General features: G+C 57.7%; 12 protein-coding genes and 1 riboswitch. Of the genes, 1 reads left to right on the top strand and 11 read right to left on the bottom strand.

The features are described 5' to 3' along the window. Positions 1-64: 64 nt before the first annotated feature. The 5 genes from JHL21_RS16760 to JHL21_RS16740 all read right to left on the bottom strand — a co-directional run bounded on the left by JHL21_RS16760 (position 65) and on the right by JHL21_RS16740 (position 6,507). On the bottom strand, positions 65-565 hold the full coding sequence (locus JHL21_RS16760; protein ID WP_200214789.1) for a flavin reductase: 501 nt from the start codon (positions 563-565) through the stop codon (positions 65-67). Between the two features lie 159 nt (positions 566-724). After that, entirely contained in the window at positions 725-1,753 is a 1,029-nt protein-coding gene (locus tag JHL21_RS16755; RefSeq protein WP_200214788.1) for a methionine synthase, read from the bottom strand. 24 nt (positions 1,754-1,777) lie between these two features. After that, the gene (locus tag JHL21_RS16750; RefSeq protein WP_200214786.1) at positions 1,778-2,764 is read right to left on the bottom strand and encodes a putative oxygenase MesX; all 987 of its coding nucleotides are present in this window, start codon (positions 2,762-2,764) and stop codon (positions 1,778-1,780) included. Positions 2,765-3,007: 243 nt separating this feature from the next. Then, a riboswitch (cobalamin riboswitch) is annotated at positions 3,008-3,222 on the bottom strand. A gap of 127 nt (positions 3,223-3,349) precedes the next feature. Then, a complete protein-coding gene (locus JHL21_RS16745; RefSeq protein WP_200214784.1) occupies positions 3,350-4,675 on the bottom strand; it encodes a sigma-54 dependent transcriptional regulator in 1,326 nt (441 codons plus the stop codon). Continuing rightward, positions 4,672-6,507 (bottom strand): ATP-binding protein, encoded by a 1,836-nt coding sequence (locus tag JHL21_RS16740; protein WP_200214783.1) that lies wholly within the window; start codon positions 6,505-6,507, stop codon positions 4,672-4,674. The genes JHL21_RS16745 and JHL21_RS16740 overlap by 4 nt, the downstream gene beginning before the upstream one ends. Positions 6,508-6,713: 206 nt before the next feature. Here JHL21_RS16740 and JHL21_RS16735 point away from each other — a divergent pair, with 206 nt between their 5' ends. After that, a complete protein-coding gene (locus JHL21_RS16735) occupies positions 6,714-8,054 on the top strand; it encodes a dicarboxylate/amino acid:cation symporter (RefSeq protein ID WP_302052419.1) in 1,341 nt (446 codons plus the stop codon). A gap of 117 nt (positions 8,055-8,171) precedes the next feature. On the opposite strand, the gene JHL21_RS16730 is transcribed toward JHL21_RS16735, so the two are convergent. The 6 genes from JHL21_RS16730 to JHL21_RS16705 form a co-directional block, all read right to left on the bottom strand. Continuing rightward, complete coding sequence (locus tag JHL21_RS16730; protein ID WP_200214781.1) at positions 8,172-9,164, bottom strand: SMP-30/gluconolactonase/LRE family protein; 993 nt, start codon at positions 9,162-9,164, stop codon at positions 8,172-8,174. Between the two features lie 468 nt (positions 9,165-9,632). Continuing rightward, complete coding sequence (locus JHL21_RS16725; RefSeq protein WP_200214780.1) at positions 9,633-10,394, bottom strand: TIGR02186 family protein; 762 nt, start codon at positions 10,392-10,394, stop codon at positions 9,633-9,635. Next, entirely contained in the window at positions 10,394-11,326 is a 933-nt protein-coding gene (locus tag JHL21_RS16720) for a sulfite exporter TauE/SafE family protein (RefSeq protein ID WP_200214778.1), read from the bottom strand. Before JHL21_RS16720 ends, JHL21_RS16725 begins: the two co-directional genes overlap by 1 nt. A gap of 88 nt (positions 11,327-11,414) precedes the next feature. After that, positions 11,415-12,356 carry a formylglycine-generating enzyme family protein gene (locus JHL21_RS16715; RefSeq protein WP_200214777.1) on the bottom strand — a complete coding sequence of 314 codons (942 nt, stop codon included), beginning with the start codon at positions 12,354-12,356 and terminating at the stop codon, positions 11,415-11,417. 20 nt (positions 12,357-12,376) lie between these two features. Next, positions 12,377-13,924, bottom strand: coding sequence for a sulfatase (locus JHL21_RS16710; RefSeq protein ID WP_200214775.1), 1,548 nt, complete (start codon positions 13,922-13,924; stop codon positions 12,377-12,379). An 85-nt stretch (positions 13,925-14,009) separates the two neighbouring features. Continuing rightward, a complete protein-coding gene (locus JHL21_RS16705; protein WP_200214773.1) occupies positions 14,010-14,975 on the bottom strand; it encodes an aliphatic sulfonate ABC transporter substrate-binding protein in 966 nt (321 codons plus the stop codon). Positions 14,976-14,980: the final 5 nt, after the last annotated feature.

The following is a 14,980-nucleotide window of genomic DNA, read 5'->3' as shown; positions in this document are numbered from 1 at the left end:
CAAGTAAGACGACATCAACGGGATTTACAGGTCAGCTCCCATGCCCAGACGCCTCCGCCGTCCCTCACCCGTTTAGATATTCCCTGTTGCAATAGAGCAAGGTGCCCGGCCGGTTATTTTCTCGCACGGAAATGACGCGGCCAAATAGGATGCGGTGCGTTGCTTCGTCGACATAGCTTGCCAATTCGCATTCAAAGCTTACCGCCGCATTGGCCAAAATCGGCGCTCCACTCTGCCCACGGTGCCAGTCGCCAGTCGCGAACCTTTCGCTCATTGGCGTGCCGCCACCGAAACGACGCGAGAAATCTTCTTGTCCTGGCGATAGGGTGTTGACGCAAAATTGGCCGGCATTTTCGAACGCCTTGAAGCACGAACTCGCCCGGTTGATGCACACCAGCAGTGTTGCTGGCGTATCGCTGACGCTGCACACGGCCGAAGCGGTGAAGCCGTAGTCTTGTCCTTCAAACAGGGTGGTGACGACGTTCACGGCGGACCCCAGGCGTGCCATGCCGTTGCGGAACGTGGTTTTGTCGACGGTGGTGGAGCGAAGGTCTATCGTGCCCATGGCAGTCTCTTAGTCAAAAAGGGGCCAGCGATCGCCGCGCGGTTTTCGCGCCGCGTCGTGATGTTTGCAGAATTTTTGCGGGTCGATTTGGCAACCAGCGCGAAGATATCTGCGGCAAGGACGTGGCGGCGGCGGGCCGCCACGCGAAGGCTGAGCGCTTTAGGATGTAAGCTCTAAGCGCACGATGGCTGCGCCCGCACTGAGGGCGCTGAGCTTGCCGCGAGCGACGTCGCGCGACAGTGGCGCGAGGCCGCAATTGGTGCAGGGGTAAAGCTTGTCGGCGTCGACAAACTGCAAAGCCTTGCGAAGGGTGTCGGCGACTTGCTCAGGCGTTTCGATTGTGGTGCTTGCCACATCGATTGCGCCCACCATCACATCTTTGCCGCGCAAAAGTTCGATCAAATCCATCGGCACATGCGAGTTCTGGCACTCCAGCGAGACCATATCGATGTTTGACTTCTGCAGCTTTGGGAATACCTGCTCATACTGACGCCACTCTTGGCCCAGCGTCTTTTTCCAATCGGTATTGGCCTTAATGCCATAGCCATAGCAGATGTGAACGGCAGTCTTGCACTTGAGCCCTTTAATGGCGCGTTCGAGCGCGGCGACGCCCCATTCATTGACCTCATCAAAGAAGACATTGAACGCTGGCTCGTCGAACTGGATGATGTCCACGCCAGCCGCTTCCAACTCTCTTGCTTCCTCATTGAGGATTTTCGCAAACTCCCAGGCGAGTTTTTCGCGGCTCTTGTAGTGGGCGTCATAGAGCGTATCGATCATGGTCATCGGGCCGGGCAGGGCCCATTTGATCTTCTGCGTGGTTTGCTGGCGCAAGAATTTGGCGTCTTCCACGAACACAGGCTTGTCGCGGCTGACAGCGCTCACCACCGTGGGGACACTGGCGTCGTAGCGATTGCGTATGCGGACTGTTTCCCGCTTCTCAAAGTCAACGCCCGAAAGGTGTTCGATGAAAGTGGTGACGAAATGCTGGCGGGTCTGTTCGCCATCGCCAACAATGTCGAGGCCCGCAAGCTGCTGCTCGTGCAGCGACAACCGCAGAGCGTCTTGCTTGCCTTCCAAAAGGCCTGCGCCTTCCAGTTTCCAAGGCGACCAAAGGGTTTCTGGCTGCGCCAGCCACGAAGGTTTCGGCAAGCTGCCAGCTGTCGAGGTGGGGAGGAGTTTTGTCATGGGAATGTCTCGATTTTCTGGGGCTTAGCGATGTGCGTTTTCGCGCGCCCATTGGCTGAGGACGTGCTGGAAGGGCTCGATAAGCTGCTCTTTGGCAAACTTTCCTTGGTCAACGCCCAGCCGGCTGCGTTCTTCGCGGTCGTAGACCACTTGGGTCAGCGAATAATCCTGATGGTTCAAACTCGGCTGATAGCGCCGACCAGCGACTGAGTTGGCGTTGTAGATTTCCGGGCGATAGATGCGCTGGAAGGTCTCCATCGTGGCAATCGTGCTGGCCAGTTCGAGGTTGGAGTAATCGTTCGCCAGATCGCCGGTGAAGTAGAAGGCAAACGGCGCTGAACTGTTGGGTGGCATGAAGAAGCGCGGTTTGAGGCCGGTCTTGAGGAAATAGCTGTCGGTGAGCGAAAAGTCGTTTTGACGATATTCAACGCCAAGCACGGGATGCGCATTCCCGGTCTGCTCGTAGATTTTGCTGCTCGATGCGCTGATGCAAATCACGGGTGGTTTGCGGAAGTGCGTCTTGTAGACGTCTGAGTTCAGCAGGCTCTTGAAGAGATCGCCGTGCAGATCGCCAAAGTCGACGGGCACGCTCGTGCCTACGCCGCTCGCCTTATGCGCCGCCAACACCACGCTGAAATCATAGTCGCGCACATAGGACGAGAGGCTGTTGCCGGTCACGCCCGGGATAAGGGCATCGGTGAGCGTGTCGTGGATTTCAGTTTGGAGCATTTCGATCAGCGGAAACGCCGTCTTCGTGCTCTGGTCGGCTATGTTGAGATCGATGGAAATGATCTTGAGCCGGACAGCGTATCGGTCACCGCTCTCATTGTCCCAATGGATTAGGCTGTTGAAGCGGTTGTTGATCATGCTCAGCGCGTTGCGCAGATTTTGCTGGCGCGTTTCCCCGCGTGCCAGATTGGCGAAATTGGTCGTCAGGCGGGTGTTGTCGGCAGGAACATAGTTTTCGTCAAAATCAATGCTGCGAATTGAGAACTCTATGGTTTTGGTCATCGTCTTATCTGCCCCAAACTGTCTGTTGCGCTGGCTTTGCGAAAAGCCGTCCTGGGCCGTTACCGGTGCCGTCTCACGCCCGTGCCCACAGCGGGAACGGAAGCAAAGCTGCGCCACGGATGGCGGCGGTTAATTCTGTTTGGGACAGGTTTGCCCCAAGTGTGGGGGCAAGGCATCGCGAATGCATAGCAAGGCTGGCCGCGCAGCGACCTTTGCTACGGCACACTGGGACACCCCGCCCGTGAACGTTATCTCGCCACAGGCAGGTCTCCTGGCTCGTGGGTCAAAGCCTCCATCCGTCTTCCCAGGGATAACCCCAGTGACACTTTGGATGTCAGCTCGCCACTTACAGTTGCGGGGGCAGCATTGGCTTTCTCGTTGAAACGAGGCACCAACTTCCCTCTTAGCTTCAACGCGTTACAGCGAACGGCTGAAGAACCTAGGCCTGCGTACTATCGATCACATTCAACCGAACGTCAATCCATATAAAGATATCTTTATATCTTTAAGTTTTGATGCTGTGCGAAAGGTTCTTGAGCGAGGGCAGACGTTTCCGTCGTTGGACGGTGACGTCGTGCCGAGGTCTCACGCGTCCGCGCGGGTAATGCCGTGGCGCTTGAGCTTGTCGTAAAAGGTCTTTCGCGGAATACCGAGATCGGCCAAACAGGCAGCCACATCGCCTGCGTGCATCTTGAGGGTTTGGCGCAAAATCTCGGCCTCGGTTCGCGCCAAACGCTCGGGCAGGGGCAGCCGGGCGGCAGTTTCAGGTTGAGCCGGTTGATCTTCTTCTAGACCGAGCACAAACCGTTCAGCGAAATGGCCCAATTCGCGCACATTGCCCGGCCAGTCATGCATCATCAGGAAATCGTAGAGCACGCTATCGACCTCCGGGGCTTCAACCTTGAACCGCTTCGCCGCCCGATTGAGGAAGTGCGTAAAGAGCAGTGGGATGTCGTCTCTGCGTTCACGCAGTGGGGGGATGGAAACGCTCACCACATTAAGGCGATAGAACAGGTCTTCGCGGAACTCGCCGCGTCGCGAGGCCTCTGCCAAATCCACTTTCGACGCCGCAACGACGCGTAAATCCAAGTCGCGGATTTTATTGGTGCCAAGCGGGCTGATCCGGCGCACCTCTAAAACGCGCAGAAACTTCACTTGCGTCGCCAGTGGCATGCTTTCGAGTTCGTCGAGGAACAGCGTGCCGCCAGACGAGTGTTCGAGCCGGCCAATACGTTGCTTGGCAGCGCCGGTAAAAGCGCCGATCTCATGGCCAAAAAGCTCGCTCTCGATGACGCTCTCGGGCAGTGCGCCGCAGTTAATGGGCACGAATTCGTTGACCGATCTGCGGCTCCATTGATGCAGGGCGCTGGCCACGACTTCTTTGCCAGACCCGGTTTCGCCCAAAATCAGCACATCGACATCAGCATTAGCGATTTGCTTGAGCGTCCGACGCAAGCGTTCCATCACCGGCGTTTGCCCCAGCAGAGGCAGGCTATCCTCGGTCTCAATCAACGCTGTCTTGAGGCGACGATTTTCGAGTGTCAGGCGGCGTTTTTCGAGGGCATTTTCGACAGTGAGAATGAGTCTCTGCGGTGGCATGGGCTTGGCGATGAAATCGTAAGCCCCGGCCTGCACCGCGCGCACAGCCATATCGATGTCGCCATGCCCTGTGATGAGGATCACCGGCAGAGCGGCGTCGATAGCGCCAATTTGGGTGAACAGATCAAACCCGCTCATCTTCGGCATGCGAATGTCGCTGACCACCACACCCGCGAACTGGCTGTCGATCTGCTTGAGGGCGTCTTCCGCCGAGCCGAACTGCAAAACGTCAAAGCCAGCCAGCGTCAGGCTTTGCGCTGTTGCCGTGCGAAAATCGGCATCATCATCAATCAGGGCGATGGTTTTGGTCATGGGGTCGGTCTCGGAAAACGGAGCACAAAGCTCGCGCCGGATGCTGTGTTGGGGTCTAGAAGCAGGCTCGCGCCAAAGCTCTGTGCGAGGTCTTGGCTGATCACGAGCCCAAGTCCGAGCCCCTTCGCCTTGCTGGTCGAAAACGGGGTGAATATGCGTTCTGCCATGTCCGGCGAAACCCCAGGTCCGTTGTCCGTCACCCGCAGGTTTACGCTTCCGGGCTCACTCGAAAAGGCGATGAATATGGCTTTGTTCGCTCGCCCCTCAAGAGCCTCTAGGGCGTTCTGGATGAGGTTGACGATGATCTGTTCGACCCCGGTCTCATCTGCAAAAATCGGCACATCTGTCTGCGGCCGCGTGTAGTCGATCCGCACATTCTGATGCCGAATGTTCGCGCCCAATAGGCTCAGCGCCGCGTCCACGGCACTGCGCAGATCCATCATTACCGCGTTCCGTCCACCCTTCCGTGAAAAATCGCGAAGGTGTTCGGTGATCTTGGTAATGCGGTCCGTGAGGCGCGAAATCGCCCCAAAATTCTCCAGCGCTTCGGCATTGGCACTGCGCTGTAGAAAGACCTGCCCATTGTCCGCATAGGCGCGGATGGCACCCAATGGCTGGTTGATTTCATGCGCCACACCGGCCGCAATTTGCCCTAGTGATGCGAGGCGATTGGCTTGGGTAAGCTCATCTCTCAATCGAGCCGCGTTCAACTCGGCTGTGTCGCGTTCGTTGATCACTTCCACCAGAGCGTGGTTGGTCGCGGCCAAATCGGCTGTGCGCGTCTCGACGGCAAGCTCCAATGCGTGGTGCTGATCGGCCATGCGCCGCCCGACCCGGTCCGACCGTTGCAGTAAAGCCAAGGCCAGAGCGGCCAAAGCCGCCCCCGCGGCCAGGACCAGCAAGGCATTGGAGCGCGTGGTGGTGATCGCCGCCGCCCGCTCAGCTTCTACTGGAAAGAGTGCGGAGAGCTGCCAATCCGTTGTCGGGACCGCAATCTGCACCCGGGCAAACTGATGTGGCGTCTCGTGGGGTGGAATGAGGGCCTCAACGACATCCGTGCGCCCTTCATGAGACGCAATGGGCAGGGGCCGCAAAGGCGCAGAGAGATACTGCAAGCTTTGTCGCAATCCCGCGACTTCAGCCGCGCTCTTCGTCTCGGCGGCGTAAAACTGCCAATTCGGCACACTTGAGAGCAGCACGACGTCTCTGGCATCTGTCACGTAAGTGGCAGCATTCCCCGGCGCCCAGAGGGTCTCGAGCAATCTAAAGTCAATTTTGACAACGGCCACGCCCAGCGTGCCATCGGGTCCCTCAATGCGCTCGGACACATAAAGCCCGGGAACACGGCTGGTCGCTCCCATGGCGAAAAGCTGGCCCGTGCCGCCCGACATCGCATCGCGGAAATAGGCGCGATACTGGTAGTTGTTCCCGACAAAGCTCTCGTCAGTGTCGAAATTGCTCGCCGCAATGGTGTCGCCGGCGACATTGATCACATAGATCACACTCGCCCCAGCGCCTTCAGCGAGCGTTCTCAGCTTCTGGTTTAGCCCCGCGACGGCCAATGGCTGACCGTTATTGAGGGTAGCGATGACGTCGGCGTCCCGGGCCACCAGAAAGCGGACCGCGCGCTGTTTATCGAGTTCTGCGAGCAGCGCCGACACCTGCAATTGTGTGGTTGCGTCTCCACGCTCGAGCACCTCGGCGTCCGCTTCCGCCTCACCAACATAGGCGCCGACAGTCAGCGCCACCCCGCCTAGGGCCAGCAGCACAGCGCCCAAAAATGCCCATTGCAAAAGCGGGCCGCGGACTATGCGTTTGAGAGAAAAATCCATGCGCATCCTTGTGCGGATTTTCGCACAAACTGCAATTCACGATGTGTGGATTTACGCACAAACTCGCGTAATGTGGCAGTTCTTTGGAAGTTTTGTGACGGTTTATCAGAGAGATAGGGGTGAAGTCGGTAACTGGCACACTAGTTGCGAAAGGAGTGGGAGCACAACGAGCCGCGCAACTGCGGCCCCCCTACGGGAGTGAGACCATGATGCCCCATTCAATGGCAGACTCTTCTGCCCCAAAGATACCTCTCTACAAGCACCTCTATGTGCAGGTGATCTTCGCAATCGTTGTCGGTATTTTGCTCGGCCACTTCTGGCCGGCCATCGGCACAGAAATGAAGCCTCTCGGCGATGCCTTCATCAAGCTGGTGAAGATGATCATTGCGCCGGTGATCTTCCTCACCGTTGCCACAGGCATTGCTGGCATGAGCGATCTGAGCAAGGTTGGTAAGGTCGTTGGCAAGGCGATGATCTACTTCCTCACCTTCTCTACCCTGGCGCTGATCGTTGGCCTTATCGTTGCCAATTTGGTTCAGCCCGGCGCTGGCCTCAACATCGATCCAGCAACGCTCGATCAGGCTGCAGTGCAGGGCTATGCGGACAAGGCGCATGATAGCACCATCACAGGCTTCCTGATGGGCATCATCCCCGACACCATGGTCAGCGCCTTCGCTGACGGCAACATCCTGCAGGTTCTGTTCGTCGCCATCCTGTTCGGTGTGGCTCTCGCCGCCGTTGGCGAACGTGGCAAGCCGGTGCTGGACCTGTTCCAGACCCTGACTGCACCAATCTTCAAGATCGTTTCGATCCTGATGAAGGCCGCTCCAATCGGTGCCTTCGGCGCTATGGCCTTCACCATCGGTCGCTATGGCATTGGTTCCATTGCCAATCTGGCGCTGCTTGTCGGCACCTTCTACCTGACCTCTTTCCTCTTCGTCGTGGTCATCCTCGGCGCAGTGGCGAAGTACAATGGGTTCTCCATTTTCGCCCTCATCCGCTACATTAAGGACGAGCTTCTGCTCGTTCTCGGCACGTCTTCCTCCGAAGCTGCTCTCCCAACTCTGATGCAGAAGATGGAAGACGCTGGTGCGAAGAAGTCGGTTGTTGGTCTGGTGATCCCGACTGGCTACTCCTTCAACCTCGACGGCACCAATATCTACATGACCATGGCGGCGCTGTTCATCGCGCAGGCGACTGGCATTGAGCTCTCGCTTTGGGATCAGATCATCCTGCTGTTGGTGGCGATGTTGAGCTCGAAGGGCGCTGCAGGCATCACTGGCGCGGGCTTCATTACCCTGGCGGCAACCCTCTCGGTTATTCCATCCGTGCCAATCGCAGGCATGGCGCTGATCCTCGGCATCGACCGCTTCATGTCCGAATGCCGCGCACTGACCAACCTCACCGGCAATGCCGTTGCGTGTCTGGTCGTGGCCCGTTGGGAAGGCGAGCTGGACGTTGAGCAGATGAATAAGGCGCTGTCTGGTGAAGTTGTGGCAACACCACCCGCTTCCGAAAAGCCAGCTGCCTTGCAGCCAGCAGAATAAGCAAAATGGAAAAGGCGGCCCTTGAGGCCGCCTTTTCTTTTAACCGATGAAGTGTCTGGCCATCCCTGAGCGCTGTACCAATGCGGCGCTCAGTTTGGGACACTCAAAAGCCGGATGTTAGCTCAGTGGCACAAATGCCAAGCCGTTGTTGTTGTTGAGCGGAACAACCAGCTGATTGGCTTCAGCATCGTAGCACATGGAGGCTGCGCTCGGGATGCCGGTTGCGATCAGCTCAGCTTCAGCGCCTGGCACCATCTTCGAGATCCCGCCTTGCATGACGCTGCTCACATATTTGGTGCCGTCAGCCATGATAACGAGGCCATCGCTGCCTGGCTGCGCCGCTTTTTCCGTGTTGAGCAGTTCGCCATCGACGGAGAAGGTCAGAACAGCGTCATCACCCATATTGGCGATCACGATGTTTCCGTCATTGTCGATGCCGACGCCATTGGGCAGGGCCAGTGGCGCGCCTTCGAGGAATACGCTGGTTTCACCTTCTGGTGTAACCTTGAAAATGCGCTGTGGCGTACCCGCTGGGCCCATGCCGGTGTCTGACCCGTAGATCGTACCGTCACTGGCCACTTCAATGTCATTGAGCCAAGCGACACCAGCCACTGGCACTTCGCCGACGGGCGCGCCGGTCGCAATGTCAAACTTGCGGATCACGGCTGTGCGTGGATCGTCCTCGGCGGTGCCGCCATCGCTATCAGCGAGATAGAGAATGCCCTCATGGATGTCGCTGCCGAACGGCTCATTGAGAGTGAGGCCGTTGCGGTTGGCGCCGATCCAGCGCGGGGTGTGGACGGACCCGTCGTGATTGATGAGCGAGACGAAACCATCATTCGGGAAACGGTTCTGTGGCGCACCACGGTTCACCGCAATAACCAAATTCCTCGTCTCGTCATAGGAGCAGCTTTCTGCACTGACGATGGCGCCAAAGACCTTCACATTATCAGAGGCCGGAGTATGCGCGCCCTCCCTGTCCACTATGCCCACTGGCATGCCGGCAACGAAGGGAAGCTCCTCCGGCTTTGGCGCGGCGTCCTGAGCAAGGGCAATGGATGAGCTGGCTAATACAGCAGCGCAGCAGGTCAGGCTGAGTAATTTGAACATGAGGTCTCCGGGATTCTAGAAATGCTAATGAATTCGGAACGTCGAAATGACTTAAATTCTAGGGAAAACACGCCTCGCCACACAGGGTGGGAAGCGAAAATCCTCCTACAACCATCTGATGGTATTGGCATTCTCCATAGGTGTCTATGGGGAAGTCGCGTTGATTTGATGGATGCTCTGCCCCTCGCAGAAGCGCGGATATCTGGACTTTGTCAGCGTCACAGCGCGCCAAACGCCAGCAGTTTAGCTGTAGACAGCCTGTCTGTCGGTACACGAAAGTGCCGAAGAAATGCACATTCCGGAAGGCTCTGATATATTAGTAAAAGAGGGGTGCTGCGTTTTCCGCGCAACGCGCGAGGTCGCAATTCGGCCGCCGGGCGCGCACGCGGTCATCTGCGCGCTGTCTTGTGGCCAGCTTGCCGCATTTTTCTTTGGGAGCTAAGTCGTAGATCCTAAACGAAGCCTCGTTTAGCGGCGGAAGACAACGCCACCGAGCCAGCCAGTGAACAGAGCGAGGAATGCTGCGGCGAGACCGTAGAGGAGAGAGTGATTGCGTGCGCTATCCACCAGCATGCGCTCGAACCCTTCGGTGCGAACCGCAAATCGCGTGGTGGTTTCCGTTATGAGCTCGCCATTGGCGTAGAGATAGGCCTGCGCAATGTAGAGCCCGTTGGAGACGTGTGAGGGCAGGGAGATGCGCGCGGCAAAGCCGGTCCGGGAGAGAAACACCACGCCCATAGCGTTCTCGCTATAGGTGCCGCCCTTGGTTTTGATCCGCACAAACTCGCTGTTGAGCTCTTGTGGTCCCGACAGATGGGAGGCTTCCACGACGCGCAGCAGACTGAAGTCAGGCCGCTCGTTCAAACCTTCCGGCAGGATGACGTTGAGCGGTCGATTGGACAAAATGGCGTAATAGCTTGGGACGCCCTTATACATCGTCATGTCGGTGGTCAGCACCACCCCAAGCTCGCGCCCCTTCATGCTGACACGTTGGTCATGCGGTGGACCTTTGATCACCATCACGACGTCATAGCTGGTGTCAGCGGGAAGATTGTGCGCAGCCGGGTCGATCGCGCCGAAGAGGGTAAAACTCTGGCCTGCAAAATTGGAGTGGACGGCAACGACGGGGTCCGAATTGGCCAGAACCAGGCCCTGCGCTGCGACGGGTGCTGTGGCGGCAGCGATAATCAGCAGTGTGGCGGCGATGGTTTTTCGGAGGCGGGAGAACATCACAGTGTTTCTCCAAACCCAATGGTTGTGACGGTGAACGGGTCGGCTGGCATGGTGAACAGCGAAAAGCCGAAGCGCGTCGCAATCAGCAAAATCAGCAGAGCCAACAGCGCCCGCAATTGCTCACCCTTGATCGTCTGACCAGCGGAGGCGCCAAATTGCGCGCCAACCACGCTGCCCACCATCAGGCAGAAGGCGAGGAGAATATCGACCGACTGATTGGTCACGGCCTGCAGCACGCAGGTGACGAGCATGACCACGAGCAGATGGACGAGCGAGGTGCCAATGACCACATTGCCCGGAACGCGCAACAGGTAAACGAGGGCAGGGACGAGGATAAAGCCGCCGCCCAGTCCGAGCAGCGCGCCCAAAATGCCGACGCAAAAGCCGATGCCGATCACCGGAATGACGGAAATATAGAGCTTTGAGCGGGGGAATTGTGTGCGCAGCGGCAGGCGCTGCAACCAGGACGAACCCTGTGGCTTCGGCGTCGGCACATAGTCCTTGCGGCGCGCGCGGATGATCGCGCGAACGCTTTCAAACAGCATGGACGAGCCGACAAAACCAAGCAGCACCACATAGCTGATAGCAATGAAGAAATCGACCTGACCCCATTGGCGCAGCAGAGCCAGAACGCCGATAGCCGCAATCGATCCGCCGACGCCCCCGCCAACGAGATAGGCGGCAAGCTTGAAGTCTATCCCGCCTTTGCGGAAATAGGAAATTGCCCCGGACGTTGAGGAAGCGGCAACCTGCGCTGTAACCGAAGCAACGGCAACTGCGGCGGGCACGCCAGAAAACAGCAGCAGCGGCGTCATCAGGAAGCCGCCGCCAACACCAAACAGACCCGAAATGAAGCCGATCGCGGCACCGATACCGATCAGGAAAAACAGATCGACGGAGAGTTCAGCGATAGGCAGATAGATGGGCATTGCGCACCGGGGACGATATTAAAAACAGGCGCTTAAAGCGCCGAGGCTAACCACTCGAGAGCGATAAACATGCGAGGTGTGCTGGACATCACGTGCGGCTCGAAAATGCAAGGCGGAAGCCTGCATTTGATCCCGCACTATCCGGCGACATGGCCATACGTGCCGCAATCCGATAGCGGTAGCAATAGGAGATGTGACAAAGGAACGAACCTCCTTTGAGTACTTTCTCTTTGTGCTGTGCCGCACTGGCATTGCGAAGCTTGGCCGACTTGCTCAGAGAGCGAATTTTGAACGCGTCCTGCGTCCACTCCCAAACATTACCCGCCATGTTGTAGAGCCCCAAACTATTGGGTTCGAAGCTCTTTGCGGGCGCTGTCAGTAGATAGCCGTCGGTCAAACTATTGTGCCGCGGGAAGCTGCCCTGCCAGATATTGCAGTAAATATCGCTGTCGCTTGGTTCTGCATCGCCCCAGGGAAAACGCTGTGGATGTGCGCCACCTCGGGCTGCATGTTCCCACTCCGCCTCGGTGGGCAGTCGCCCACCCGCCCAACGGGCATAAGCGTTCGCATCATTCCACGAGACTTGCACGACAGGATGATCTTCCCGGTCCCGCAGATCCGACTGCGGCCCTTCTGGGTGGTTCCAGCGTGCCCCTTCAACAATCTTCCACCACGGCAGTTGATTGCCCACCGAGGCGGCGTGCGCAAGGTGTTCGCGGGAGCTGTCGAAAACAGGCGACCAGCCGATGCGCTCGGCCTCAGTGATATAGCCTGTGGCGGCGACAAATCGCTCAAACTCAGCGTTCGTCACCGTAGTGGCGCTGATCCCATATGGGGCGAGGGTAACACTTCTTTGCGGCCCCTCACCATCCTGCTCAATGGCCGGTGTGTTGGTGCCGACAAAACTCTTGCCGCCCGCAATCGCTACGACGCCGACCGAAACCTCGGCAGCAGAGACTGTGGTGGCAGTCGTCTGCTCCGGGAGGAGACTAGTGGCATTCGGCGATGGCGGGCGGCAACATTGGCTCATTTTATGGGCGACGGATCATCTTAGCTTTGGACGCGTATAGCGGCACTATCGTGTTCTGCGATATCGCCGATTTCCGTCATCTTGTGATCCAGCTTTTCCAGCATGGCTAGGAAAATCTCACGATACTTCGGATCATTGGCAAGATTGACCAGTTCTTTCGGGTCGCTCTGGCAGTCGAACAATTCCCATTCAGGTGGCTCATCGCCATTGAATGCACCGGGCTGGTCGAGCGCATCATTGTACCAATAGATCAGCTTGTAGCGATTATCGCGAATGCCGTAGTGCGCAAAGGCGTTGTGGTAATAGTCCTTGTGCATCCAATAGCGATGGTAGGCCAGATCCTGCCAGCTCGCATCGTCGGTCTTTTCCAAGATCGGACGCATGCTGACGCCCTGCATGAAGTTCGGGATCTGCACGCCAGCGTAATCAAGGAATGTCGGGGCAAAATCGACATTCGATGCGATGCGCTTGGTCACCGACTGTGGCGCAATACCCTCTGGGTAACGGATGACGAACGGCATCTGCAGCGACTCTTCATACATGAAGCGCTTATCAAACCAGCCATGTTCACCGAGGAAGAAGCCCTGGTCGGAGGTGTAGATGACCATGGTGTTTTCGGTCAGGCCATTGCTGTCGAGATAGTCGAGCAGGCGCCCAACATTGTCATCAATGCCCGCGACCGTGCGCAGATAGCGCTTGATGTAGCGCTGATACTTGAACACATCGAGTTCGCGCTTGGTCTTGAAGGTGAAATTGGTGCCAGTGTCCTTGCAGATCAGTACGAGGCCGGACACGTCTTCCAGATCGGGAACGTTGCGGCTGATTGCGCCGTTTTCGCTGCGAATAGCGCTGCCGACTTCGTCGCCGCCCTCAGGCTGTACCAGCCCCAAGTCTTCGTAGGTCATGTCCTGACGAACCCGCATACGCGCCAGTTCCGCCGCCGAAGCGCGGTTGGAATAGTCGTCGTCATAAGTTTCTGGGATCGGCAGATCTTCGGTGTAAAGCTCGCGATAGCGCGGATGCGGCACGAATGGGCGATGCGGCGCCTTGTGGTGACACATCACGAAGAACGGGCGCTCGCGGTCGCACTGCTCCATAAACGCGATTGTCTTGTCGGTGATGATGTCGCTGGCGTAGCCGGGCTCAACATGTGGCCCATTGCTGTCGATCATGACCGGGTCGAAATAGTCGCCCTGGCCCGGAAGAACCGACCATTGATCAAAGCCGGTGGGCTGGTGAGCCTTGCCTTCGCCGAGGTGCCACTTGCCGAACATGCCGGTCTGATAGCCCGACGCCTGCAGATAACGCGCCACATTCGGCAAGCGATTATCGAGGTCGGTGGTCAGCGTGGTGACGCCGTTCACGTGGTTATACGTGCCCGTGAGGATCGAGGCGCGGCTTGGTGTGCAAATAGAGTTGGTGACGTAGCAGTGGTCGAGACGCATGCCTTCTTGTGCCAGCCGATCAATATGGGGCGTGGCATTCAGGCCCGAGCCATAGCAAGAGATTGCGCTTGCAGCATGATCATCGGCCATGATGAACACGATATTGGGTCGAGTTGTCGTCATCAACTTAGTATCCAAAAAGAGAGACAGTCTGGGTCTCCGCTGCCGATGAAGGCAGCGAAGACCGTGTGGATTTCAGCCGATGGGCTTACTTGGCGTAGAAATCGCCGAGGTAGAATTCAGACGCTGGCTGAACGCTCTCAACCTTGCCGAAGGTCACATAGAGCTGCGCCATGGTGTCGAGCCAGGAATTGACCGAACCATTGATGGTCAGGCCAACCAGCTCTTCCGAGTTTGGCTGGGTCGCAAGCGAAGCTTCTGCCTGCAATGGCTCAACTGGAACGCCAAGGAAATCTGCGGTGATGGTGACGGACTCGTCGAGGTTGTCACGGCGGAAGTCGATGGCTTCCTTGATTACCGCGTTGACCTTGCGAATGGTGTCGCCGTCTTCAGCCATGGTGTTGGAGACGATGAACGAGCTTGGGAAAGCCACAGCCGGGAAGAAGTCGGCGTTGGACGACAGTTCCTTCAGCTCTGGAATACGCTGACGGATGATGTCAACGAATGGGTACCAGATGCCAGCTGCATCGACCTGACCGGAGGCAAATGCGGTCACGATGGTGCTTGGGTCCATCATGATCGGCTCGATGTCAGCAAGGGTCATGCCTGCTTCTTCAAGCGCGAGGCGCATCAGCATGTCGCCCGAAGTGCCTTCTGGGATAGCGACGCGCTTGCCGCGAAGGTCTTCCATCGACTCAATGCCTGGCTGGGCAATAACGCGGTCGGTCGAGCCGAGCGCGTTGATCGCGATAACCTTGGCCTGACCGGAAGCAGGAAGCCACAGAGCGCCTGGTCCGATGTAAGCAAAGTCAAGCGAACCAGCGCCAAGAGCCTGAACCTGGATCGGGCCGTTGGTGAAGACGCTCAGATCAGCCTTAAGACCATGCTTGGTCCACAGGTCCTGCTTGGTCGCAATTGCTGCAACACTGCTGCCGAAGTAGTCAGCGATATAGCCCATGCGGATTGGGGTCAGGTCCTGAGCCGAAACGGGCACGAGGCAAACGCCGGTCAGGGCAATCCCTGCCATCAACTTGATAAAGCTACGCTTTTTCATATCAT

Origin of the sequence: Devosia sp. WQ 349K1 (assembly GCF_016595685.1) — a bacterium.
GTDB lineage: Bacteria > Pseudomonadota > Alphaproteobacteria > Rhizobiales > Devosiaceae > Devosia.
Note: the sequence above shows the minus strand (reverse complement) of the source record. Positions and strands in the feature narration are given on the sequence as shown.